The sequence below is a fragment of the Actinokineospora baliensis genome, assembly GCF_016907695.1.
Classification (GTDB): domain Bacteria; phylum Actinomycetota; class Actinomycetes; order Mycobacteriales; family Pseudonocardiaceae; genus Actinokineospora; species Actinokineospora baliensis.
This window is the reverse complement of the sequence record NZ_JAFBCK010000001.1, coordinates 2,642,124-2,665,750: the sequence shown is the minus strand read 5'-3', so window position 1 is coordinate 2,665,750 and position 23,627 is coordinate 2,642,124. Positions and strand designations below refer to the sequence as shown.

18 protein-coding genes are annotated in these 23,627 nt (G+C 70.3%); 6 read left to right on the top strand and 12 right to left on the bottom strand.

The window, feature by feature from the left end:
• Window positions 1–8: 8 nt before the first annotated feature.
• Both JOD54_RS12750 and JOD54_RS12745 read right to left on the bottom strand, forming a co-directional pair.
• Window positions 9–632 (bottom strand): hypothetical protein, encoded by a 624-nt coding sequence (locus JOD54_RS12750; RefSeq protein ID WP_204450739.1) that lies wholly within the window; start codon window positions 630–632, stop codon window positions 9–11.
• 115 nt (window positions 633–747) lie between these two features.
• Window positions 748–1,149, bottom strand: a complete 402-nt coding sequence (locus JOD54_RS12745) for a rhodanese-like domain-containing protein (RefSeq protein WP_204450738.1) — start codon at window positions 1,147–1,149, stop codon at window positions 748–750.
• 71 nt (window positions 1,150–1,220) lie between these two features.
• Here JOD54_RS12745 and JOD54_RS12740 point away from each other — a divergent pair, with 71 nt between their 5' ends.
• Both JOD54_RS12740 and JOD54_RS12735 read left to right on the top strand, forming a co-directional pair.
• Window positions 1,221–2,165 (top strand): helix-turn-helix domain-containing protein, encoded by a 945-nt coding sequence (locus JOD54_RS12740; RefSeq protein ID WP_443602208.1) that lies wholly within the window; start codon window positions 1,221–1,223, stop codon window positions 2,163–2,165.
• 33 nt (window positions 2,166–2,198) lie between these two features.
• Window positions 2,199–2,498, top strand: coding sequence for a DUF3467 domain-containing protein (locus JOD54_RS12735; protein WP_204450736.1), 300 nt, complete (start codon window positions 2,199–2,201; stop codon window positions 2,496–2,498).
• 4 nt (window positions 2,499–2,502) lie between these two features.
• Here JOD54_RS12735 and JOD54_RS12730 read toward each other — a convergent pair whose 3' ends face one another.
• The 4 genes from JOD54_RS12730 to JOD54_RS12715 are packed head-to-tail and all read right to left on the bottom strand — an operon-like array spanning window position 2,503 to window position 7,131.
• On the bottom strand, window positions 2,503–2,997 hold the full coding sequence (locus JOD54_RS12730; protein WP_307859977.1) for a winged helix-turn-helix domain-containing protein: 495 nt from the start codon (window positions 2,995–2,997) through the stop codon (window positions 2,503–2,505).
• A 55-nt stretch (window positions 2,998–3,052) separates the two neighbouring features.
• Window positions 3,053–4,108, bottom strand: coding sequence for a hypothetical protein (locus JOD54_RS12725; protein ID WP_204450735.1), 1,056 nt, complete (start codon window positions 4,106–4,108; stop codon window positions 3,053–3,055).
• A 29-nt stretch (window positions 4,109–4,137) separates the two neighbouring features.
• Complete coding sequence (locus tag JOD54_RS12720; RefSeq protein ID WP_204450734.1) at window positions 4,138–5,769, bottom strand: alkaline phosphatase D family protein; 1,632 nt, start codon at window positions 5,767–5,769, stop codon at window positions 4,138–4,140.
• A 51-nt stretch (window positions 5,770–5,820) separates the two neighbouring features.
• On the bottom strand, window positions 5,821–7,131 hold the full coding sequence (locus tag JOD54_RS12715; protein ID WP_204450733.1) for a DUF2252 domain-containing protein: 1,311 nt from the start codon (window positions 7,129–7,131) through the stop codon (window positions 5,821–5,823).
• Between the two features lie 451 nt (window positions 7,132–7,582).
• Here JOD54_RS12715 and JOD54_RS12710 point away from each other — a divergent pair, with 451 nt between their 5' ends.
• The 4 genes from JOD54_RS12710 to JOD54_RS12695 all read left to right on the top strand — a co-directional run bounded on the left by JOD54_RS12710 (window position 7,583) and on the right by JOD54_RS12695 (window position 12,828).
• The gene (locus JOD54_RS12710; protein ID WP_204450732.1) at window positions 7,583–8,344 is read left to right on the top strand and encodes a bestrophin-like domain; all 762 of its coding nucleotides are present in this window, start codon (window positions 7,583–7,585) and stop codon (window positions 8,342–8,344) included.
• Window positions 8,341–9,543 (top strand): DUF6923 family protein, encoded by a 1,203-nt coding sequence (locus JOD54_RS12705; RefSeq protein WP_204450731.1) that lies wholly within the window; start codon window positions 8,341–8,343, stop codon window positions 9,541–9,543. The genes JOD54_RS12710 and JOD54_RS12705 overlap by 4 nt, the downstream gene beginning before the upstream one ends.
• Before the next feature lie 79 nt (window positions 9,544–9,622).
• Window positions 9,623–10,408 (top strand): ABC transporter ATP-binding protein, encoded by a 786-nt coding sequence (locus tag JOD54_RS12700; RefSeq protein ID WP_204450730.1) that lies wholly within the window; start codon window positions 9,623–9,625, stop codon window positions 10,406–10,408.
• Complete coding sequence (locus JOD54_RS12695) at window positions 10,408–12,828, top strand: ABC transporter permease (RefSeq protein WP_204450729.1); 2,421 nt, start codon at window positions 10,408–10,410, stop codon at window positions 12,826–12,828. Before JOD54_RS12700 ends, JOD54_RS12695 begins: the two co-directional genes overlap by 1 nt.
• Here JOD54_RS12695 and JOD54_RS12690 read toward each other — a convergent pair.
• From JOD54_RS12690 to JOD54_RS12665, 6 genes are all read right to left on the bottom strand, one after another.
• Window positions 12,817–13,731 carry a TolB family protein gene (locus JOD54_RS12690; RefSeq protein WP_204450728.1) on the bottom strand — a complete coding sequence of 305 codons (915 nt, stop codon included), beginning with the start codon at window positions 13,729–13,731 and terminating at the stop codon, window positions 12,817–12,819. The two genes, JOD54_RS12695 and JOD54_RS12690, sit on opposite strands and share 12 nt — an antisense overlap.
• Window positions 13,728–14,858, bottom strand: coding sequence for an MFS transporter (locus tag JOD54_RS12685; RefSeq protein WP_204456241.1), 1,131 nt, complete (start codon window positions 14,856–14,858; stop codon window positions 13,728–13,730). The genes JOD54_RS12690 and JOD54_RS12685 overlap by 4 nt, the downstream gene beginning before the upstream one ends.
• A 51-nt stretch (window positions 14,859–14,909) precedes the next feature.
• Window positions 14,910–16,631 carry a metallophosphoesterase gene (locus JOD54_RS12680; RefSeq protein ID WP_204450727.1) on the bottom strand — a complete coding sequence of 574 codons (1,722 nt, stop codon included), beginning with the start codon at window positions 16,629–16,631 and terminating at the stop codon, window positions 14,910–14,912.
• A gap of 174 nt (window positions 16,632–16,805) precedes the next feature.
• Window positions 16,806–17,453: a 4'-phosphopantetheinyl transferase family protein gene (locus JOD54_RS12675; RefSeq protein WP_204450726.1), complete on the bottom strand. Its 648-nt coding sequence runs from the start codon at window positions 17,451–17,453 to the stop codon at window positions 16,806–16,808.
• Window positions 17,454–17,537: 84 nt separating this feature from the next.
• Entirely contained in the window at window positions 17,538–18,248 is a 711-nt protein-coding gene (locus tag JOD54_RS12670; protein ID WP_204450725.1) for a class I SAM-dependent methyltransferase, read from the bottom strand.
• Between the two features lie 226 nt (window positions 18,249–18,474).
• Complete coding sequence (locus JOD54_RS12665; RefSeq protein WP_204450724.1) at window positions 18,475–23,493, bottom strand: SdrD B-like domain-containing protein; 5,019 nt, start codon at window positions 23,491–23,493, stop codon at window positions 18,475–18,477.
• Between the last annotated feature and the right edge of the window lie 134 nt (window positions 23,494–23,627).

The window sequence follows — 23,627 nt, the reverse complement described above, 5'->3', positions numbered from 1 at the left end:
CGCTCGGGTCACTGGGTGGCCGGGCGGGTGGCGGTGTCGCGCCGGGGTGCGTGGTGCGCCCGCCCGTCGGCCTGACCGTCTACACGGGACTCATCGGCGCCGTCGGCGAGCAGCTCGTCGAACAGCGCGCGGTAGCGCACGATCGCCTCGCGCAGCTCCTCGGTCGAGGCGTCACCGTCGCCGGTGTGCTTGCCGCGCACCGAACGGGCCAGCCGGTAGTGCTCCACAGTGGACGAGTGGCGGACCGACAGGTCGGCGACGCGCTGGTCCTGGTCGCCGTCGACGGGGTAGCCGCGCTTGGCCATCACGGCGCTGACCAGCTGGTCGGCCTCCTCGACGGCGGCACCCGGCTGGTCGACGAACTTGGCCTGCACCAACGACCAGCGCGCCGTGTAGCTCTCCCGCTCGGCCGCTGACAGCGGCTGGATGTCGAGCTCGGCGTGGCGGCGTTCGCGCTGCAGCAGCTCGCGCTCGGCTTCGCGCTTGGAGCTGGCGTGCACCGCGCGCTCGTACTCCCCGCCGAACCGCTCCCGCAGGTGCTTGCTGCGCGCTTGGGCGCGCAGTGCCACCGCTACCAGGGCAACTACAACGACGACCGCGACGACGATGCCGATGATCGCGCCTGTTGACATCGGGTTCTCCTTCCCGGACATCGCGTGATGCCGGGTAGATACCCTGGCCGTCGGGGCGTGAAACGGTTTCCGGTGCGCGTTGGGCCATTGGGCCCAACGCGTCCACTGTGGAGTGTCAGCAGCCGCAGCCGCCGGTGACCACCGTGGTGAGCGGGTCGACCGGCACCGAGCGGCCCTCGACCGGGAACCCCTCGCGGGCCCAGTACTCGAAGCCGCCGAGCATCTCGCGCACCGAGTAGCCGAGCTTGGCGAACTCCAGGGCGGCCTTGGTCGCCCCGTTACACCCAGGACCCCAGCAGTAGGTGACGACCGCGGCGCCCTCGGGCACGACCTCGGCCGCGCGGGCGGCGATGTCGCGGGTCGGCAGGTGGATCGCGCCGAGCACGTGGCCCTGCGCCCACGCCTCGGTGGAGCGGGTGTCGACCAGGGTCAGCGCCCCGGTGCCCATGGCGGCGTGCACGTCGCTGGCGTCGGTCTCGAAGGTGAGGCGGGTGCTGAAGTGGGTGATGGCGTCCATGGCTGTGATCCTGCGGCCAGGCCGGACGTCGAGGAAGTGGCGCCAACGCCGCCATGCGCTAATATCTCGCCATCCACACCGTGAGCGTCTTGGCCTACGACGGCATGTCACCGTTCGAACTCGGCATCGTGACCGAGGTCTTCGGCCTGCACCGGCCCGAACTCGACATCGACTGGTACCGGCTGCTGATCTGCGCGGACGGCCCGGTGCGGGTGGTCGGCGGCGCGACGATGCACGCGGAGAACGACCTGACGGCCCTCGCGGCGGCCGACACGGTGATCGTCCCCGGTGTCTCCGACGTGCGCGCCCCGGTGCCGGAGCCGGTGGTCGCGGCGCTGCGATCGGCCCACTCCCGCGGCGCGCGCCTGGTCTCCATCTGCAGCGGCGCGTTCGCGCTCGCCGCCGCGGGCCTGCTGGACGGTCGGCGCGCGGCGACGCACTGGCGCTACGCACCGCTGCTCGCCGAACGCCACCCGCGGGTGGAGGTGGACGCCGAAGTGCTCTACGTCGATGACGGCGACATCCTCACCAGCGCGGGGAGCGCGGCGGGCATCGACCTGTGCGTGCACCTGGTGCGCACCGACCACGGCGCCACCGTCGCCAACGCCGTCGCCCGCCGACTGGTGGTCGCCCCGCACCGCGACGGCGGGCAGGCGCAGTTCATCGAGGCACCGGTGCCCGCGGTGTCGGTGGACGCGGTGGCCGACAGCATGACCTGGGCGCTGGCGAACCTGGCCGAACCGATCACCGTCGAGTCGCTGGCCCGCCGGTCGCACCTGTCGCCGCGCACCTACCTGCGCCGGTTCAAGCAGGCCACCGGCACCAGCCCGATCCGCTGGTTGATCACCCAGCGGGTGCAGGCCAGCCTGGCGCTGCTGGAGACCGGCGGACACCCGATCCCGGAGATCGCCGCCGCCGTCGGGTTCGAGTCGCCGGTGACCTACCGGCACCACTTCACCAGGGCGATGCGCACCTCCCCTTCGGCCTACCGCCGCGCTTTCCACGAACGTGGTTAGCATCGGGGCCACGCACCCCGGGAGGATCGCCAGATGAACCAGCCGCTCGACGCCCGCTTCATGGTCAACCTGCCCCCGGAGCAGGAGGTCGGCCACTACGCCTCGTTCGCCGTGGTCTGGCACGACAAGGAGTCCTTCGTGCTGGACTTCGCCACCGTCGTCGGCCCCAACCACCCCAGCCAGGACGACAACGGCGCCGCCTTCATCGCCACCCCGGCCCGGATCGTCTCGCGCGTGCGGATCCCGCCGTCGCAGGTCTTCGAGATCATGAAGGCGCTGGAGCAGCAGCTGTCGAAGTGGGAAGAGGAGACCGGGCGCAAGCAGGGCCAGTAGCGGACTAACCGCGCTCCACCGCGACGAGCCCGGCGTCGGCGAACTGGTAGCCGACGCCGCGCACGGTCCGGATCAGGTCCTCGCCCAAGCCGATCTTCCCGCGCAGCCGCCGCACGTGGACGTCGACGGTGCGTTCGCTGACGTAGGTCGTCCGCCAGACCTGGGTCATCAGCGCCCGCCGGCGGTGCACCCGGCTCGGGTGGGTCGCCAGGTAGAGCAGCAGGTCGAACTCCAGCCGGGTGAGGACCACCTCGCGGCCCTGCCACAGGACGCGCCTGGCGTCGGCCTGCACGACCAGCGGGGCGCTGCGGCGGGGCAGCGAGACCACCGGGGCGACCGGCCCGTCGACCGTCACGGCGAGCTCGTCGCGGCCCAGCGTGGTGAGCGCGTTGACCAGGCCCGCGGTCAGTTCCGGGATGCGGTCGGCCTCGGCGGTCACGTGGACGGTGAGGGTGACGCGGGCCGGTTCGGTACCCGCGGTGACCGGTGAGGGACGCACGGCGATCAGTCGACCAGCCGGGGGGTGGCTGGTCAACGGCGTCCGGAGGGTGGGACTACTCGGCGTGACTGGCCGAGGGCTCCGCCGCCAGGTAGGGGTGCAGCACGTCGGTGCCCTTGGGCAGGAACCACTCGTCGATGTCGAGGCCGGGGGTGCCCAGGAGGTCGATCTCGTCCTCGCCGGTCTCCTCGTCGAGGTCGTAGAGGCGCTCGTGGTCGTGGTCGGCGAAGGCGTGCTCGTCGAAGGCGGCGAAGATCTGCTTGACCGGCAGTTCGTCGAGCAGACCGGCCAGGTCGAGCTGGACGCCCGCCTCGGCCTTGAGCACGTGCAGGGCCAGCGCCTCGGCGGTGCACAGCGGCGGGGTCCAGCCCGGCTGGGCCAGCCGGTAGCCCAGGATCGCGCTGACCACCAGGAACTGCTTGGCGAACAGGGCGCCGTAGTGCTCGGCGTAGCGCAGCGGGAGCTGGTTGAGCACGCTGAGCGCCTCGACGTCGCTGGCGGCGCCCTCGGCGTCCTCCAGTTCCTGCACGTCGGCGAACAGCTCGTCGGTGAGGATCTCCATGGCCTGCACCAGGGCACCGGCGACCAGGCGAGCGGCCTCGGCGGAGACCGGCGAGTCCGGGTCGGCCGGGTTGTGGCCGAACGCCTCGGGGCCGAAGGCGCGCAGTGCGTCTGCCGAGACCAGCAGCTCGTCGCGCAGCGCGGCGATCTCCTCCTCGGTCAGCTCGCCGTCGTCGTCCTCGTCCTCCAGCTCGGGCCGCTCCTCGCCGAGCGCGGCGGCGAGGTCGTCGTCGGAGGCGATGACCTCGCAGCGGCCGACCGTCCAGCCCTCGAGCAGCTCGCTGGTGGCCAGCAGCTCGGTGAGCACGTGCCTGGCCGCCTCCTCGGCGAACGAGAGCGCGGGCGCGTCGAGCACCCAGGTGATGACCGCCCCGGTGGGGTGCACGACGACCCGGTGGTCCAGCGGCTCGACCTCGACGCCGTCGGGCCCCTCGATGCCCGCCAGCAGGTCCAACTGCTCGTCGAGCAGGGCGGCGACACCGTGCCGCTGCAGCGGGTCGAGGTCGGTGTTCGACGGCGGGTTCACATCGGCGGTGAGCTGGTATTCCACACCGGGAAGTCTAGGAGCGACCGCCCGGCTCAGCGCGGGCGCCCCGCCGTGAGGGCGACGTTGGGCAGCGGCCGCAGCCACGGCCCGTCGGGGCCGTCGCCCGCCTGTTCGATCACCACATCCGCGTCCCGGCCGCGCACCCGCAGCGTGGCCACGGCGTTGCCGAAGTACGGTCCGGCCACCTTGCGCCAGTCCACCGGCAGCGGCTCGATCTCGGGCGACCGGTACATCCACCGCCGCAGGAGCCCGGCGAGGGTCCGCGACCACCCGACCCGGAACAGCGGTCGCATGAACCGCTCGACGGCGTTGTGCAGCGGCGAGCAGGTCAGCTGGTAGACCCGGGCGTTGACCGGGCGGTCGAAGGTGGCCTCGGCGGCGTAGACGTGGTGGACGTCGCCGGAGAGCACGCAGACGGTGGCCGCGTCGCCCTCGGCGATCCGCCGGATCAGCCGGGTGAGCCGGTCGGAGGACTTGCGGAACGAGGGCCAGTGCTCCAGGTCGGCGGCCTGGCGCAGCTTCTCCGCCAGCCGACCGCGCCAGTCGGTGCGCCTGCAGGCGACCTCGTTCATGGACTGCACGTGCGAGATCACGTGCGGCATGAGCCAGGGCAGCGACGAGCCGATGAGCAGGTGGTCGTAGTCGCCGTCGGCGTTGTCCTCGATCCACTCGAACTCGCCGTCGCCGACCATGGACCGGTGGCCGTCCTTGAGGATGCGGCCGGACCGGGTGTCGATGACCAGCAGCCGCACGTTGCCGAAGTCGCGCCGGTAGCTCCACCTGGTGCCCTTGCGGCCGTTGAACTCCTGGGTGGCCACGTCGGCGAAGTCGCTGAGCACCGGGGTCGCGTCGCCGCCTGCGGCGGTGACCTTGCGGAAGGTCTCGTCCTCGGCCAGTTCCGCAGGCGAGAGGTTGCCGATGTGCTGGTAGATCCAGTACGTGACGATGGCGGCGCGTTCGCGGCCCGCCCACCAGTCGGTGCGCTCGATCTCGTCGCGCCAGGTCTGCGAGGTGTTCCAGTCGTCACGCACGTCGTGGTCGTCGAAGATCATCGACACCGGGACGGTGGCGAACAGCCAGCGCACCAGCCGGGTCGACCAGGACTCGTGGTAGAGCCGGACGTACTCGGTGAAGTCGATGACCTCGGTGCCCGGCGGCCTGCTGGTGTCGCGCCTGCCCCTGATCCACTCCTGGGTCGCCTTGCTGGTCTCGTCGGCGTAGACCTGGTCACCGAGCAGCACCAGCGAGTCGGGCCAGCGGATCTCCTCCTGGGTGGCCATGCGCAGCGCGTAGGCGGCGAGCGCGTCGGTGCCCCAGAGCGCGTGCTCCTTGGGGTCGTCGCTCTCGGGCTTGCGGCAGGAGCCGAACAGCAGCAGGAAGTCCGAGTCGCCGCCGTCGGGCAGCGTCCGGATCCGGCTCGGCGGCAGGTCGTCGCCGGGTTCTGGCCAGCGCACGGCGCCGTCGAGGCGCACGTCGTACTCGGTGACCGACCCCGGCTCCAGGTCGGTGATCACCACCAGCGCGTAGTGGTGCCCGGCCACCTCGAAGGTGCTGGCCACGCGGCCCGCGATGGCGACATCGCAGGCCGCGTCGGTCTCCACCCACACCGTCGCCGAAGTCGAGTCCACGTGCCGCAGCACCGGACCGAGCAGCAGATCAGGCATGAATCCTCCTCGTCTCCGCCCGGCGCTACGTACCCCGATCCGGCTACGGCGTCACACGGATTCCACGCCCTTGATCTCACCACCGCGGAAGGCCTCCACGAAGAGCCGGTGGTCGAGGCGGGTCTGCTCGGCGTAGCGGTGCGCGAACTCGACCACCGAGTCGACGAACGGGCCCTCGCGGTCGCCGATCGCCCCCGCGATGGCCTCCTCGACCTGGAAGTCGACCAGGGTCTGCTCGGAGTCGGAGTCCGACACGCAGTGCGCCTTGGCGCTCGCCCGGCCGAGGTAGGTCACGACCGGCAGGATGTCGGCCGGTTCGGTGAGGTCGGACCAGTCGAGGTCGGTGACGTACGGCGAGAGCTCGGCGACCACGAAGCCGGTGCCGTCGAGCTCGGTGTAGCCGAGCCACGGGTCGGCGTGCGCCTGCAGCGCGCGCTGCGAGACCGCGGTCCGGTGGCCGTGGTGGTGGAAGTACGAGCGGACGCCCTCGTCGTCGACCACCCGGCTGGGGGCGGCGACGTTGGCCTGCTTCATCGACAGCACGACGTCGTTCTCCAGCGCCTGCGAACGGCCTTCGACCAGCACGTTGTACGCGGGCAGACCCGCGGAGCCGATGCCGAACCCGCTGCGCCCCACCACGTCCTTCACCTTGTAGCTGAGGCTGCTCGCGGCGCGCTTGCCGCTGGGGATGGTGTCGAGGTAGCTCTCGAAGGCGGCCTCGACCTTGGCGCGCTCCTCGTCTTCGAGCTCGCGCACGCCGGGGCCGACGCGGAACACTCGGTCGAAGTCGCGCACGCTGGTGGTCTCGTTGAGCAGTGCGACCCTGGTCGCGAGCTTGGCCTGCAGCAGCACCTGGTTGATGGCGCCATCGGTGTTGTCCAGGCGCAGGCTGAACAGCTCGTCGCCGGACTTGGAGGCGAACTCGCGGACCTGGTGCACGTAGGCCTCGGTGTAGCCGCGCACCAGCCGGGTGATCGCCTCGTCCGGGAATGCCTTGCGCCAGCCCAGCAGCGCCATGCTCGCGGCGAAGCGGCGCACGTCCCAGGTGAAGGCGCCCAGGTAGGCCTCGTCGAAGTCGTTGACGTCGAAGACCAGGGTGCCCTCGGCGTCCATGTAGGTGCCGAAGTTCTCCGCGTGCAGGTCGCCCTGGATCCAGACCCTGGCGGTGCGCGGGTCGGCCCATTCGTCCGGTTCGTCCACCATGTCGGCGTAGAACAGGCAGGCGCTGCCCCGGTAGAAGGCGAACGGCTCGGCGGCCATCTTGCGGAACTTGCTGCGGAAGGCGGTGGGGTCGGCGGCCATCAGGTCGGCGAAGGCCGCGTGCAGGACGGACACGATGCGCTGGCGACGGTCGTCGCTCATGGGTGCTCCTCGTCGGGTGAACTGCCGCGGGTGAGCACCGACGCGCCCAACCGGGCAGCTACTCCACAGTGGAGGGATCGCCGACCGCCCCGGCGAGCACGCGTGGTCACCCCGGCAGAGGTTCCCATCACCCCGTCGGCCGATCAAGTCCCGGGTCGGGTGGCGGCGATCTCGCCTGCGTGCGCCCGCGGCGGCCCGGATGCCGCTATTCGGTCATTCAGGAGCTACGAATGAGGGCTTTCGGTGGCCGCTCTTGTGGCAATAACGACCGGGTCACTACCTTGTGGACTCGCGGGTAACTCGGAAATCACGATGGCAGGTAATCCGATCGAGTAGATCGGTCACGCTCGACGCGCATCGGTGACCGTCCATCCGGCACAGTTGCACCGGCACGGACCCGTTCGGCGGGCATTTCGCGAATGTTGTTGCGGAAAGGGCACCTGAAGCAGCGATGAACATCTACCTCACCGGGCTGATCTGGGTCTTCGGCGCGGCCATCGTCACCGCGGGGGTGGCGTACCTGATCCGCCGCATCGGCGAGACGCAGGGCACGGTGGACAACAACGAGGCCGCCGGCCAGGTGTTCACGATCGTGGGCGGCCTGCACGCGGTGCTGCTCGCCTTCGTGCTGATCTCGCTGTTCGACGCCACCAGCGCCGCGGAGGACACCTCCTACCGCGAGGCGGAGAACCTGATCGCGGCGCGGTGGGCGGCGGATTCGCTCGGCGAGGAGACCGCGGCCGAGGTGCGCACGCTCAGCGCGGACTACGTGACCACCGTGGCGGAGCAGGAGTGGCCGGACATGGCCGCGGGCAACGACGACGTCTCCGGCAACGGGTGGTCGATGTTGGAGCGGATGCGGGCGGCCGTGGCGAAGGCCCCCGCCAATGACGACTGGCAGAACAACCAGAAGATCGATGCCGCCAACAAGCTGTGGGACGTCTACCAGGCGCGGCAGGAAAGGCTGAACGCGGCGGGCAACGGCATCAGCGATGTGCTGTGGTTCGCGCTGGTGGCCGGAAGTGTCATGTCGGTGGCGCTGCCGCTGTTGTTCGGCGGCCCCCGCCCGGTGACCCACATCGTCATCGTCTCGATCCTGGCAGGCACGTTGTCCCTGCTGTTGTTCGCGACCCACCAGTTGCAGAACCCGTACAGCGGCGGGGCGAAGGTGGAGCCGTCGGCATTCGAGAGCGCTCAGGCGCGACTGCAATGAGACGCGCTCTGGCGACCGCCAGCGCTGTCGGGGTCGTGCTGGCCGGGGGCGCTGTCCTCGGCCTGGCCGAGGGTGAGGCGGCGCCCGCGGTGGCGTGCACGTTCTTCCGGGTGCACAGCCCGGACATGGGGATGTCGGTGCTGAGCCGGGTGAGCCTGGGCGATTTCACCATGCAGCGGATCGCCACCCTGCGGTACCGGGTCAACGCGATCGCGTACTCCGCGGACACGAACTCGTTGTGGGGGCTGTCGACGCGGTCCACCGAGGGCGTGTTCGGCGACGGCGCGCACGTGGTGTCCATCGGCACGGAGGGCGACGTCATCGACCACGGCCCGGTGCGGCGGGTCAACGAACTGCACTTCCCCAACGACAACTTCACCTCGGTGACCGCGGGCACGATCGTCGGCACCACCCTCCTCGTGCGGGACGGGTCCGCGATCTACCGGATCGACCTCGACCCGGCGAACCGGACCTACCTCGGCGTGGTCGACGCGGTGATGACCCACCCGAGGGGGCAGGTCGACGACGTCGACGACTTCGACGTGCGGTCGGGCAACGCCTACGGGGTGGCGCCGGGGTTCGACCACAGCCACGTCGTCCAGATCAACATCACCACCGGGCAGGTGGTCCAGGTGGACGCGCCGACGCTGCCCGCGTCGGCGTCGTTCGGGGTCGCGGTGCTGGCTCCCGACGGCGCGCTCTACGCGGCGGCGAACCAGGCGGGCAACCGCTCCCCGCTGTTCCGGATCGACCTGACCACCGGTGCCGCGCAGGAGATCACCGCGTGGCCCGCTGTGGTCTCCGCCGACGCCACGTCGTGCCTGCCGGGTGTCGAGCCCGCCACCACACCGCAGACGCCGCCCACGACCCAGCCGCGGCCGCAACCACCGGCTCCCGTGCCGCAGCGGCCCGCCCCCGCGCCGGTGGTGACGCCCGCGACGTCCCCGGTGATCAGCACGACGCCGGTCCCTGTCGTACCGCCGCCGCCCACCACGGCAGCTCCAACACCGGCGCCGGCACCTGCACCCGCTGCGACGGCCAAGCGGCCCTATAGGCAGCAACCGACCACCGAAGCGCCTCAGGTGAGCGCGCGAGCGCGGAGCAGCACCGAGGAGAAGCGGCGCTGGGGCTTGACGGCCATCGTGCTGATCGTGGGCGCTGGTGCCGCGGCAGCCGCGGGTCACCGGCGTAGGCGGTAGGGCTAGCCCCACCCCCAAGACTGAAGCCAGCGCCATGGGTCCTGGCTGCTCACGGCCATAGCGTTTGTCCCAAGTCGACATGGCGTGGGGAGCGGGCGTGGGTGTCAGTGGGTGGGCGGCGGAAGACCAGGCGGTTGCCGTGCGTCTTTCGGGAGTCCGGAAGGTCTACGGGAAGGGCAGCGGTGCGGTCGAGGCGCTCGCGGGGGTGAGCGCGCGGTTCCAGCGCGGGACCTTCACGGCCGTGATGGGGCCGTCCGGTTCGGGGAAGAGCACCTTCCTGCACTGCGCCGCCGGGCTCGACAGGCCGACCGGCGGTTCTGTGGAGTTGGACGGTGTCGAGCTCACCAAGCTCGGCGAGCGGCAGCTGACCCGGCTGCGGCGGGACAAGATCGGGTTCATCTTCCAGGCGTTCAACCTGTTGCCCGCGTTGACGGTCGCGCAGAACATCGCGCTGCCGCTGCGGCTGGCCGGGCGTCGGCCGAACCGGGCCGCCATGGCGGAGGTGGTGCGCCGGGTCGGGTTGGACAACCGGCTGGGTCACCGACCCGCGCAGTTGTCCGGCGGGCAGCAGCAGCGGGTCGCGATCGCGCGGGCGCTGGTCACCCGACCGGCGGTGATCTTCGCTGACGAGCCGACCGGAGCCCTGGACACGCGGACCGCTCGGGAGGTGCTCGGCCTGTTGCGCCAGGCGGTGTCCACCGGTGGGCAGACGATCGTGATGGTCACCCACGACCCGGTGGCGGCGTCCTTCGCCGACCGCGTGGTGTTCCTGGCCGACGGCGGTCTCGTCGGGGAACTGCACCAGCCGACGGCGGACGCGGTGGCCGAGCGGATGACCCACCTGGGCGCTTGGGCGGTGGCGTGATGCTCGGGCTGGCCCTGCGCACCCTGCGGTTCCGCAAGGGCGGGTTCCTGGGGACGTTCATCGCCCTGTTCTTCGGGGCCGCGCTGGTCCTGGCCTGCGCGGGCCTGATGGAGACGGGCATCCGCACGGCGATCCCGCCGGAGCGGTTGGCGCACGCGGACCTGCAGGTCGTCGCGCCGCACAAGTTCGAGCTGTACCGGGACAACCCGGACGAGGACAACGGGAAGGAGCACACCGACACCGCGCTGCTGCCCGAGCGGGTGCGGCTGGCGCCGACCGTCGTGGACCAGGTCAAGGGCGTGCGGGGCGTGGAGTCGGCCAGCGCGGACTTCTCGTTCCCGGTCGCGATCGACGGTGTTCCCGCTACTGGGCACGGGTCCGCGTCCGCTGGGAAGACGACTCCGCGTGGGCAGGTGTGGTTGCGTGCTCCAGCGGGCGAGACGGTCACCGTTTCCTATCGCGGGAAGTCACGGGAGTTCGTGGTCGCGGGGACCTCGGACGTGCCGTTGTTCGCCGATCAGGACGTGGCCGAGCTCGCTGGTAGGTCCACTGTGGACAGCGTGTCGGTGGTGGCTTCGCCGGGGACGGACATAGAGGCACTCGCCGCCGCTCTTGGGCGGTACGGCCAGGTGCTCACCGGTGACGACCGCGGCTTGGTGGAGCACCAGGACGCGGAGGCCAAGGGGGATGGGCTGATCGCGCTGGCCGGGGTGATCGGCGGGCTGGCGACGATGACCGCGATGTTCGTGGTCGCCTCGACGCTGGGGCTGTCGGTGCGGCAGCGGGCCAGGGAGTTGGCCCTGCTGCGGGCGATCGGCACGACGCCGGGTCAGCTGCGGCGGATGGTGTTGGTCGAGGCGCTGCTGGTCGGGGTGGTGGCGACGGCGCTGGGGTGCCTGCCGGGGCGGTGGATCGGCGAGTGGCTGTTCGACATGTTGGTGGAGAAGGGGGTCGTGGCCGAGGGGGTGGTGTTCCACCAGGGGTGGATCCCGCTGGTGGTCGCGGTCGGGGCGAGCGTGCTGACCACCGTGGGGGCGGCGTTGATCGCGGCCAGGCGGGCGGCGCGGACCCGGCCGACGGAGGCGTTGGCCGACTCCGCGCTGGACACGCGGTGGATGAGCGTGCCGCGCGGGATCCTGGCGTTCTTGGCCACCGGCGGCGGCATCGCCTTGGCGATCGTGACCGTCGCGGTCATGGAGGGCCCGATCGCGGCGAGCACGGCGGGTCCGTCGGTGATCCTGTGGGCGATCGCTCTTGCCTTGCTCTCGCCTGGGATCACGCGCGTCCTGGTGTCGATCCTGCGGTGGCCGCTGCGCGCGGTGACCGGTGTCGCGGGCGAGTTGGGCCTTCTTAACGCCCGGGCCCGCACGGTCCGCTTGGCGGCCGCGGTCACACCCATCATGTTGGCGACTGGCATCGCTACCGCCAACATCTACCTGCAGACCACCCAGAACGAGGTCGCGCGGGAGGCCTACGCAGCCACCCTCCGCGCTGACACCATCGTCACCTCAACCACCGGCGGACTCCCTCTAGACCTCGCGGACCGCCTACGCGCCACCCCGGGCATCACCGCTGCGACGAACCTGAGCAGCACGCACGTCTACGTGATCGCTCCCTTCCACGACGGCCAAGACGACGACGGATTCCCCACCCACGCCGTCTCCGGTGACATCGCGGCGACAACCGCGGTCACCGTCACCGCAGGCTCTATAGACAACCTGTCCGGCACCTCCATCGCGGTCCCTGAGTCCATGGGCTACCGCACCGGAGACAGGATCACCCTCCGTCTAGGCGATGGCACCGATGTGGGCGTCACCGTCACCGCGACTTTCGTCGGCGTCCCGGGGTTCGAGACCCTCCTCATGCCCGCCGACCTGGTCCTCCCCCACACCACCGACCGCCTCCCCCAGCAGATCCTCGTCCGGGGCGACCCGGCGGCGGTCGCGGCCACGGTCGCGACTGTGCCCGGCGCGGTGGTCGGGGACCGCGAGGCGGTGACGGCGGCCTTCAACGAGGGCCAGGAAGTGGGTACCTGGGTCAACTACACCCTGGTCGGCATGATCATGGCGTACACGGTGATCTCCGTGGTGAACACCCTGGTCATGGCCACCGCCGCCCGCCGCCGCGAGTTCGGTCTCCAGCGCTTGACCGGATCGAGCCGAGGCCAGGTCTTGCGCATGATGGCCACCGAAGGCGTCCTGGTCGCCTTGGTCGGCTTGGTCTTGGGCACCTTGGTCTCCGCGGGCACCCTGGTCCCCTTCAGCCTGGTCGTCTCGGACTCGATCTTCCCCATGGGCCCGGCCTGGATCTACCTCGCCATCCTGGGTGTGATGACCGCTCTTACCCTCGCCTCCACTCTTATCCCCACCTGGCGGGCCACCAAGACCCGCCCGGTGGACGCGGCAGGACTACCGGACTAACGCTGGGGATGTGGCGTTCGACTTGAGCAGCACCGGAGTCGCGTTGGGGCCTATAGGCAACCGGTAGATGGCGGGTGGGCCGTTGCCGCCGGAGGAACGGGAGTACGCCACGGTGTCGTTGTCGAGCCAGGCGGCTTGGTCGTCGACCTCCTCAGGTTCGCCTAGTGGGGCTTCGGTGTTGGTTGCGAGGGTCAAGACGTGGAGGCGCCAGTGGTCGCCTATGCGCTTCTTGTAGGCGATGCGGGTGCCATCCGGTGAAAGGGACGGGCACTCCACGTTCTCGCGGATGGGGGTCATGGTCCGGGTGGCCAGGTCGCCCTTGACCAGCCAGGTGGTGTTGTTGGTGGAGAGGGTGGCGTAGAAGCCCTTGTCATCGGGGGTGAAGGTGATGCCCCAGAAGTTGCGGTCGTGGGAGTCGATGCCCTGGACGGTGAAGTCCTCCATGGAGCCGTAGAGGGTGCCGGTCTGACGGTCGTAGATGCCCGCTGTGGTGGAGAAGTAGCCCGCGGGCATGTACGAGTCGCCTTCACGGAAGACCGTCCACGCTACTAGGCGGCCGGACGGGGAGACCCGGGCGCGGCTCGGGGTTCCGTCCAGCGGCAGGGTCTTCTCGAGTTCGTTACCGGAGTAGACGGCGGCTTCGAAGCTCGGGGGGACGGCCACCGCGCGGAGGCACACGGTGGTGGAGGCGGCGGAGTAGACGCGCAGGCAGGACATGCCGCTGGAGCGGCCAGACCCGGGCTGGGCGATCGGTGCGCGACCCACGTGGCCGTTCTCCACGTACAGCAGGGAATCGGGCGCGGTGAGGTCGATCTGGTCCCCGGGGTCGGCGGCGACGACAACGTAGGTCACCGTCGCCGCCACCAGGGCGACCAGGGCACCGACACCGATGAGCTTCTTCACCGCCACCTCCAGGCGACCGCGATCGCCCCGAGAAGGGCGATGCCGAAGTACACAAAGGACACACCGAGCCCGCCGTACGCGGCGACGGCCCCGAACACGACCGCCGCGCACGTCCTGGCAAGCGCTTGCGCGGTCTGCACCACCGCCAGCCCGCTGGCGAGCTGGCCGTCGGGCACCAACGGGCCGACGCAGGCCATGAGGACGCCGTCGGTGGCGGCGTAGAACAAGCCGTGCAGACCGAGGGCGGCAACCAGCACGACCCAGTTGCCGCCGACCAGCAGCAGCGCGTACACCGCGAGCAACAGCAGGTGGCCGCCGAGGAACACCCGCCACCGGCCGACCCGGTCGGCCAGCCGACCCACCGGGAGCGCGCAGGTCAGGAAGGTCACCGCGATGCCGACCGGCAGCAGCGGCAACCACCTCGGGTCGACGCCGGTGCGCTGCTGGGCCGCCAGAAGCAGGAACGCGTCGCTGACCGTGACGAACCCGAGCACGGTCGCCACCACCGCCGCGCGCCGGAACTCCGGTCGCAGCAAAACCCGGAAGTCGACCTTCTCGCGGGGCACCCGCACCCCCGGATCCCGCACCCACACGGCCAACACGATCACCCCGGCCACGGCGAACGCGAAGCTCACCACGAACACCGACCCCGGCGCGGCCGCCGCGATCAGGGCGAACGCGACCACCGGACCGAGCAGCGCGCCGATCGTGTCCAACGTCCGGTGCACGCCGAAGGCCCGGCCGAGCACCGCGGGCGGGCTGACGAGGGTGATCATGGCGTCGCGCGGGCCGGTGCGGATGCCCTTGCCCGCCCGGTCCAGCGCGACCAACCCGCCGATCAGCGGCAACGACGCCCCCGCCGCCGGGAAGCCGAGCTTGGTCACCGCGGACAGCCCGTACCCGACGAGGGCGACCGACTTGGGCCGACCGGTGCGGTCGGCCAGGTGACCGCCCACGAGGCGCAACAGCGCGGTGGCACCGGTGTAGACGCCGTCGACGACGCCGAGCTGCAGGTATCCGGCACCCAGACCGTAGACCAGGTACATCGGCAGGAACGCGGTGACCATCTCCGCCGAGATGTCGGTGAGCAGGCTGACCACGCCGAGGGCGAGCACGGTCGAGGGCATGCCAGCCACCGACCGTGCTCCCCCGCGCGGAACTTCGCGCGTGTACACCAGCTAGCCCCGGGTGATCCGGACGTCGTCGACCTGGGCCTCCACCAGGCTCGTCGCCCCGACGTCGGCCGCCTCGACGACGATGCGCACGCTCTGCCCGGCGAAGGCGGACAGGTCTACCGACGCCGTGCGCCACGACCCGTTGACGTGCGCGCCGGTCCCCTTCTGCTCCAGCACCACCTTGTCGCCGACCTTCACCCGGAAGTAGTCCTCTGTGGACGCGTTGGCGCCGAGCCCGGCACTCCACCGCAACGACAGCCGCAGCGCGCCGCTGGGCAGGGAGATCGCGGGCGAGCGCATCGCGGTCCACCCGCCGTCGACGTCGTAGCTGCCCGCGCCTGACCCCGCGAGACGGCCGGTGACCAGGTTGTTCGTCCCGCTGGTCGTCGTGCCGAGCTGCTTGTCGCCGTTCTCCGCCGTCGCCTCCGGGTCTCCGCGTTCCCACGCCCCGGTCGTCGCGGTGCCCGCCGGGTCGACCGTCCACCCGGTGTCGCGCTCGAAGTCGTCGAAGTAGACGTCACTGCTGGGGGTTCCCACGGTGAGCGCGAACGTCGTCGTCTTGGTCTGCCCCGCGACCGTTCCGCTGACCGTGACCGTGCTGGTCCCGGGTGTCGCGGTGGACGCGGCGTTGAGCGTGACCGTCGCGGCGCCGGGCGCGGTGACCGGGTTCGGCGCGATGCTCGCCGTGACCCCCGCGGGCAGCCCGGACAGCGACAGGTTCGCCGACCCGCTCCCGCTGACGGTCACCTTGGTCGTGGTCGACCCGCCCGGCGCGACCGTCGCCGGGTCGGCGGTCAGCGAGAACCCGCCGCTGGTGCCCTTGGGCTTGCAGGACCCGGAGAAGTCGTCGGTGAACGTGCGGCCCGCGACGGGCACGAACTGGCCGCGGTAGCCGGTGGCGCTCAGCGTCAGCTTGAGGATGCCGTAGGTGTTGTCGTTGCTGGCCTCGATGTTGGGCATCGTGCGGGAGAACGTGTAGAACGCGCGGCCGCCGGTGCCGACCAGGACCTGCCGGATGCCGTTGGTCGCGTCCGCGGTGCCGTCGGGCCGCTGCGGGGCGTAGCGCTGGTAGTTGTGGTCGTGGCCGTTGAGGATCAGGTCGGCCTTGTTGTCGTAGAGCGCCTGCCACAGCGGCCGCGCGGCGGTGGTCGGGCTGTGCGAGCCGCGGGTGAACAGCGGGTGGTGGAAGTACGCGGCGGTGCACGGCTTGGCGGTGGACTTGAGGTCGTTGCGCAGCCACACCTCCTGCGCGGACCCGGCGGACATGGTGATGTTGCTGTTCAACGCCACGAAGTGCCAGTCACCGACGTCCCAGCTGTAGTACCCCTTGCCGCGCTCCCCCGCCGGGCCGGTGTTGTTGCCCGCCCCGTTGAAGTAGTCCCAATACCCGGCGGCGCCGCTGGTTTGGTATTCGTGGTTGCCGGGGGTCGGTTTGATCAATGACCGGAACTGGCCCCACGCGGGTTCGTAGTAGGTCCGGTAATCGCTGAGCGAGCCGTTCTCGTAAGCGTTGTCGCCGGTGGTGAACACCGCCGCCGGGTTGGCGGCTTTCACCAGGTCAGCGGTCTGCTTGCAGTTGGAGCCGCAGATGTCCCCGGCCCCCACCACCACAACCTCGGCGGCGGCGGGCTGCTGGGCGGAGACCGAACTCGACAACCACCCGGTCACACCGCCGACCGCGCACAGGGCCGCAGTCGCGGCCAACCATCGTCGTTTCGCGTCCATCGGGTCGAACCTTCCTCACGCAGGGGTTTCGTTGAGGAAGGTATTCAGCGGAAATCGACAAGCAATGCCCTCGGACAACAGCCGCGCTATTCCCGGAACAGAGCCGCCCCGTCGCCGCAGGTCACCAGGGCGGGGACGGGGTGTTGCGGGCCTCGGGCGCGGATCGTTCCGGGTTTAGAGCGCGATGGCGGCGATGACCAGGCCATCGCCGGTGGTCCAGCGGCCGGTGAAGCCGGTGAGTTCGGTGCCGTTGACGGTCGGGCCGGGGACGAGGAGGTCGGCGGTGTAGGTGCCGTCCTCGGCGAGTCGGATGCGGGCCTCGGAGAAGCCCAACCACTTGCGCGCCAACGGGAACCACGCCTTGTAGACGCTCTCCTTGGCGGCGAAGAGCAGCTTGTCCCAGTGCACCTGCGGCGCCCGCGCGGCCAGGTCGGCCAGGTGCTCGCGCTCGTCGGGCAGGCTCACCGCGTCCAGCACCCCGTCCGGCAGCCCCACGTGCGGCTCGGCGTCGATGCCGACCGTGGTGATCTCGGACTGCTCAGCCAGGACCGCGGCCCGGTACCCGGCGCAGTGCGTCATGCTGCCCACCACGCCCGTGGGCCACTGGGGCGCGCCCTTCTCGCCCGGCAGGATGGCCACCGGTTCCCGCCCGAGCCGCACCAACGCCGTTCGCGCACAATGCCGCACGGTCGTGTACTCGCGCCTGCGCTTGTCCACGGCTTTCGCGACGAACGGCTCCTCCTCCGGCAGCAGCGAAGCCCCCGGCGGGTCGACGAACGCCTCCACCGCCACGACGGCGGCGGGCAGGATCTGCTCAATCACGGTCCACCACGCCCCGACCCTATCCAGCGGGCCGGGGCGCGGGGACCCGTCGTGGCACGGATCATCCGCGAACCGCCGGTGGCGCTAGCCCGCTCGGGCCACCGCATAGGTCATCGGCAGGTCGAGGCGGTCGCCGTTGGGGAGGGTGTCGGTGCCTTGGAGGGTGATCGGGCCGGAGTCGAGGATGGCCAGGCCCGCGCCGGTGAGCAACTCCTGGAGCTTGCCGTCGACCCAGGCGGCGGGGGTGAGGTTGTGCTTGAAGACCTGGCGCATCTTGGGGACGGCGGTCGGGCTCTGGGACAGGGCGTCCTTGATCGTGTCGCCCGCGGCCGGGGCGAGTTCGACGGCGAAGAGGTGGCCGGTGGCGCCCACCAGGGTGGCCAGTGCCGCGGCGGCGTCGGCGCGGCGCTCGTCGGGCATCTGGTGCAGGACGCCGCGCATGTAGATGTTGGCGTCGCCCAGTTCGGCGTGCAGAGCCGCGGCGGCGTCGAGGTCGGCGAGGTCGAAGGTGCGGAAGTCGACGCCGGAGGGGTGCAGGGCGCGGGCGTGCTCGATGGCGGCGGGCGCGAAGTCGAGGCCGAGGACCCGGCCGTAGTGCTCGGCCAGCGCGGCGGACTGGGTGCCGTTGCCGCAGCCGACGTCGAGCAGCGGGAGGTCGACGGCGAAGTGCTGCTCGAACAGCGGCAGGTGCGCGGTCGCGGTCACCCCCGGCGCACTGTCCCAGATGGCCAACCCCCGCTCGTGCGGCAAGTCAGACCAGAACCCCTGCCAGTTCGCGTTCACCGGCTGTCCCATTGCGCCTCCACCCACTTACGCCACTAATGGGTGATGGTTTACGACGCTCCGCCGATGCGCACAAGTCCTTGATCGACTATTTGGGCTGAACAGGTGAAATCTCATAACGAACGGGCGGCGGACGCATGACGGGCCGTGATCACGCAACCGACGATCGGACTGTCCACAACAGACGGAAGGGCCCGCCGGGAACTCCCGGCGGGCCCTTCCGTCAGCTAGCTGGCGATCACTCGCTACCGTGCTTGCGCTTGCGGGTCACGAACACCGTGACCGCACCCACGAGCAGCAGGAACAGACCGCCGAAGAACGGCCACTTGACGTCGGCACCGGTGTCCACCAGCTCGTCGCCTGCGGTGACGCCGACGGTGACCACGGCCGCGTTGTTGAGCACGTTGTCGTCCGGCGTCCCGTCGGCCAGGGTCACGTTCGCCACCGCGGTGGTGTCGCGGACCGTGGTCGTCGCGGTGGTGTTCACCGTGATCGCGCCGAGCTGCTGGCCGGGCAGGATCACCGCGTCGGTGACGCAGGTCGCGACCTGGCCCGCCACGGTGCACTGCCACAGCACCGCCGCCGCGGCGTTGATGTCCTGCGAGCTCGCCGCCGGGACGGCCTCACCGCCGACCGAGTCGATCCGCAGTCCGTTCGGCACGGTGATCGTGGTGCGCGCGCCCTGCACCGGCGTGTTGCCGGTGTTGGACACCACCGAGGTGAAGATGACCTTCTGGCCGACGTTGGCCGACGGCGTCGGGGTGCTGACCCCCACCGCCAGGTCGATCACCCGGTTGATCAGGCCCGCGTCCACATCGGACAGCTGCGGGATCCGGCCGTCGCCGCCCGGCTCGATGGCCAGCGCGGCGGTGACCCCGGTGACCCAGCTGAAGTCCGAGTTGGTCGCGTCACCCTGGACGTTGGGCTTGGTGAACGCCTTGCCCGCGGGCAGCGAGACACCGACGTAGTAGGTGCCCGCGACCAGGTCGGCGAACACGTACTTGCCGTTGGAGTCGGTGGTCGTGGTCGTGATCGGGCTGCCCGCGTCGTTGTAGAGCGTCACGGTCACCCCGCCGATCCCCGGTTCACCGGAGTCCTGCAGGCCGTTGCCGTTGGTGTCGTCCCAGACGAAGTCGCCGATCTTGCCGTGCTGCTCGCCGAAGTTGATGACCTTGCCGTCAACGGTGTTCGGGTTGAGCTGCTCCAGCGTCACCGGCACCACGTTCGGCGTGGTCGACCCGTACCCGGTGGGCTGGCTCTCGACGATGATGTAGTCGCCAAGCGGCAGGTTCGCGAACAGGTAGTGCCCGTTGCTGTCGGTCGTGGTCGAAGTCCCGATCTGGACGCCGTTGCCGTCCTGCAGGGTCACGGTGACCCCGGGCAGGAAGGTCGTCTCGTCCACGTCGATCACGCCGTCGCCGTCGAGGTCGACCCACACGCGGCCGCCGATCGAGTCCGGCAGCTCGGCGAACAGGTAGCCCGCCGCGTTCTCGCCCGCCACCAGGGTGATCGGCGTGATCGTGTCCGACCCGCTGCTCGCACCACCGCTGTTGCCCGGGGTGTCGGTGCCGTCGTTGTAGTTGTCCGGCTGGTCCTCGGTCAGCGAGTAGGTGCCCGCCACCAGCTCGGGGAAGATGTAAGACCCATCGCCCTTGCTGGTCGCGGTCACGTTGACCGTGAGGCCGTTGACGTCGGTACCGGTCAGGTGCAGGACCACATCCGGGATGCCCGGCTCGCCACTGTCCTGGACGCCGTTGGGCGGGGTGGACGGAGTCGGCCGGTTGTCCTGGAAGACAATGCCCTCCAGCACCGTGAAGTTGTCGGTGAAGTTGTAGCCGGTGATCGACTTGTTCGGGTCGAGGTCGATGTTGGTGATGTAGTTCGGCAACGAGTCGTCGCCGCCCTCGCTACCGGCCTCCGACGAACCCTGCCCGTAGCCGTTGGGCTGGGTCTCGGCGAGGGTGTAGTTCCCGCCCGGCCGCAGGTTGGTGAAGGTGTACGTGCCGTCGACACCCGTGGTGGTCGTCAGGTTGACCGGGTTGCCGAGGTCGTCGAGGCCGGTCAGCGTGATCGTGACCCCCGCGAGCGGGCTCGGCGTGGAGCCGTTGTTGGTCACCAGACCCGAGATCGAGGACGGGACGACCTCGCCGAAGTTGTACCCGGTGGCGTCCTCACCGCCCGCGAGCGAGATGCCGGTGATCGCGTTCGGCGGCGACAGCGTGCCACCGGTGTTGCCCACGGTCTCCTTGCCGTCCAACCGGTTCACCGGGGTGTCCTCGGTCAGCGTGTAGTTGGCGCTGCCGACGAGGTTGGTGAACGTGTAGACACCGGTCGTGCCGTTGGAGGTGACCGTCTGGTTCACCACGGTGCCGTTGGCGTCGGTACCGGTCAGGTGCACGCTCGCGGCGATGCCCGGCTCACCGGCGTCCTTGGTGCCGTCGTTGTCGTAGTCGTCGAACACGACACCGGCGAGCGAACCGCGGTCCTCGGCGAAGATGTAACCGGTACCGGTGTTGCCCGAGCTCACCACGATCCCGCTGATGACGTCGTTGACGCTGACGTTGCCCGCGGGCGTGCCGTTGGTCTCCGGCCCGTCGCCGTACCCGGTGGGCTGGGTCTCGGTGATCGTGTAGGTGCCGGGCGCCAGGTTGGTGAAGGAGAAGGTGCCGTTGGGCGCCGTCGTCGTGCTCGACGTGGCCGAGCCGGACAGTGCGATGGTGACGTTGGCGATGCCGTTGCCGCCGTCGTCCTGCACGGTGCCGCTGATGGACACCGCCACGTACTCGCCGAACAGGTACCCGGTGGCGTTGGTCCGCGCGGGCAGCGTGATGGCGCTGATCGCGTTCGGCGGCGAGAGCGTGCCGCTGGCGGTGCCGAGGGTTTCCTTGCCGTCGGAGTAGGCGCCCGGCTGCGTCTCGGTCACCGTGTAGGTGCCCGGCCGCAGGTCCGGGAACGAGTACAGGCCGGTGGTGGCCGCGCTCGTCGCCGTCAGCGTGATGGCGTTGCCGTCGGAGTCGGTGCCGGTCAGCGTGACCGTGACCCCGGAGATGCCGGTCTCGGCGCCGTTGATGGTGCCGCTGTTGTCGGCGTCGAGGTAGACGTTGCCCGCCAGGCTGGAGGTCGGGCGCTCGGCGAACAGGTTGCCGGTGCTCGACTGCCCGGAGGTCAGCGTGATGTTGACGACGTCGTTGCCACCGGAGGAGCCGATGGTCCCCGGGGTGTCGGTGCCGTCGTCGTAGGCGGTGGGCTGCGTCTCGGTCACCACGTAGGTACCGGCTTGGACGGTGGTGAACTCGAAGGTGCCGTCCGCGGCGGTGGTGGCCGGGATGTTGACCGGCGAGCCGCCCGCGGTGGTGCCGGTCAGCGTGACGGTCACCCCGGAGATCCCGGTGTCGTACTGGGTGCTGCCCGGGTTGTAGGTGCCGTTGTTGAGCCGGTCGGCGAACACGCGGCCGGAGATGGTGCCCACGGTCGGGGCGGACGCGGTCGCCGAGTCGCTGATCGGGGCGCCGAGCACGTCGGTGCCGTTGACCGTCGCGGTGTTGCTGTCACCGGTGATCGGGGCGGTCGCGGTGCAGGTGTAGCTGGTGCTGCCGCCCGCGCCGAGGGTGCCGATCGAGGCGTTGGCGCACGAGGGCACGGTCGGGTCGGTCACCGCGATGCCGGTGATGTTGCTGTCGCCGTCGTTGTGCACGGTGATGGTGAAGGTGATGGTCTCGCCGGTGGTGTAGTTCGCCTTGTCCGGCACCTTGGTGATGTCGATCGACGGGTTGACCACGTCGACGTCGACCGTGCCGGTGCCGGTGATCTGGTCGCCGAACGGGTCGGTGCCGGTCGCCGTCGCCGTGTTGGTGAAGTCGGTCGATCCCGCCGCGCCGGTGCACGAGTAGGTGTAGGGCACGTCGGCCAGCAGCGTGCCGATCACCTCGTCGCAGTCGGCCACCAGCGGGTCGTCCACGGTGACGCTGGTCGCGTTGGAGCCACCCGGTGAGACGACGGAGAAGTTGTAGGTCACCGGATCACCCGCCCGGTACGGGCCGGGGGCGTTGAGCGTCTTGGTGATGCTGATCGAGGGGATCGGCACCGACAGCACGAGGTTCTCGGCGAGGTAGGTGTCACCGGAGGTCGCGAACGTCAGCGTCGCCGACGTCGACCCGGTGGTGATCAGGTTCGTCGCCAGGATCTTGGAGTCGACGCTCATGTTGTTCGCCGGGTTCGGGTTGGCGTCGTGCTCGGCGTTGGAGACGAAGAAGTTGTTCGTCGTCCCCGGTGATAGCGGTTCCCCGACGGCCGTGCCGTTGATGGAGAACGAGTCGCCGGTGATGTTGAAGTCGCCCTCGTAGGCGGTGACGCCGACCCGGACGTTGTTGTCACCGACGCGGAAGCCGGACACGGTGGTCGTGGTCGCGGCGTCGGCCGAGGACTGGCGCACGTGGCCGTCGTAGATGTAGACCTCGCGCTTGGCCGGGGCGTCGGCGTTGGGCGTGTCGAAGTACCAGACGACGACCAGCGACCAGCCCGCGAAGCAGCCGAAGCCCTGGGGCGACCACACGTTGCCCAGGGTGATGGTCTGCGCCGAGCCGGTGGTCAGGTTCGTCGAGACCTGCGTGGTCACGTTGGCGTAGGCGGTGTAGAACTGCGGCTGCGAGTTCGGCACGTTCGCCAGCGCGTCGCGGCTGACGACCTGCGGCGCGTACGCGGTGGTGACGCCGCCGACTGTCAGCCGCACGGAGGTCGACTCCGGGGTGCCGGACGGCAGGATCGCGGTACCCGCGCCATCGACGAACTGCCGGGTGTTGCAGCCGGGGTCGGTGGAGATGGTGCCGTCGGCGAGTCGGATGGTGCCGGTGTCACCGGCCCAGTTCAGCCGGGCGTAGTCGATCTTGGCGCCCGCCGGGACGGTGACGGTCCCGGTGGAGGAGTTGTAGGTCGCGCCGGAGCCGTCCACATCGGCCCACCGCATGTAGAAGCTGTCGTTGATGCCGGTGTTGGCGGTGTAGCTGCGGTCCTGGGAGGTCGCGCAGTTCTCCTGGGCCTCACCGAACGGGTCCACGGGGTCGGTGATCGACGGGCACTGCATGTTGCCGTTGCCCGCCTGGTAGAAGTCGCCGTAGATCTCCTTGTCGTAGTTCAAGGTGAACGGGCGCACGACGGCGGCTTCCACGGGAGCGGCCACCAGGACCACCACACCCGCGGCGGCGGTCACCGAAGCCAGCGCGACCGCCAGGCCGCGGCGGACCGCTCTCGTTATGGACATGCCAACTCCCCTGCAGAACGGCAGTTTCCGACGAATCGGAATCTGCCTTGGCCGCACGCAAGGCGCGCGGCAAGACCGCGGGATTCACCAGTACGGGTGGAGATCGGTAACGATGCTGGTCAGCACTGTGCGGA

Bases quoted from the DNA above. Each gene is read 5' to 3' on its own strand.
- JOD54_RS12750 (WP_204450739.1), bottom strand. From the start codon at position 632: ATGTCAACAGGCGCGATCATCGGCATCGTCGTCGCGGTCGTCGTTGTA.
- JOD54_RS12745 (WP_204450738.1), bottom strand. From the start codon at position 1,149: ATGGACGCCATCACCCACTTCAGCACCCGCCTCACCTTCGAGACCGAC.
- JOD54_RS12735 (WP_204450736.1), top strand. From the start codon at position 2,199: ATGAACCAGCCGCTCGACGCCCGCTTCATGGTCAACCTGCCCCCGGAG.
- JOD54_RS12720 (WP_204450734.1), bottom strand. From the start codon at position 5,769: ATGCCTGATCTGCTGCTCGGTCCGGTGCTGCGGCACGTGGACTCGACT.
- JOD54_RS12715 (WP_204450733.1), bottom strand. From the start codon at position 7,131: ATGAGCGACGACCGTCGCCAGCGCATCGTGTCCGTCCTGCACGCGGCC.
- JOD54_RS12710 (WP_204450732.1), top strand. From the start codon at position 7,583: ATGAACATCTACCTCACCGGGCTGATCTGGGTCTTCGGCGCGGCCATC.
- JOD54_RS12705 (WP_204450731.1), top strand. From the start codon at position 8,341: ATGAGACGCGCTCTGGCGACCGCCAGCGCTGTCGGGGTCGTGCTGGCC.
- JOD54_RS12700 (WP_204450730.1), top strand. From the start codon at position 9,623: ATGGCGTGGGGAGCGGGCGTGGGTGTCAGTGGGTGGGCGGCGGAAGAC.
- JOD54_RS12695 (WP_204450729.1), top strand. From the start codon at position 10,408: ATGCTCGGGCTGGCCCTGCGCACCCTGCGGTTCCGCAAGGGCGGGTTC.
- JOD54_RS12685 (WP_204456241.1), bottom strand. From the start codon at position 14,858: ATGCCCTCGACCGTGCTCGCCCTCGGCGTGGTCAGCCTGCTCACCGAC.
- JOD54_RS12680 (WP_204450727.1), bottom strand. From the start codon at position 16,631: ATGGACGCGAAACGACGATGGTTGGCCGCGACTGCGGCCCTGTGCGCG.
- JOD54_RS12670 (WP_204450725.1), bottom strand. From the start codon at position 18,248: ATGGGACAGCCGGTGAACGCGAACTGGCAGGGGTTCTGGTCTGACTTG.
- JOD54_RS12665 (WP_204450724.1), bottom strand. From the start codon at position 23,493: ATGTCCATAACGAGAGCGGTCCGCCGCGGCCTGGCGGTCGCGCTGGCT.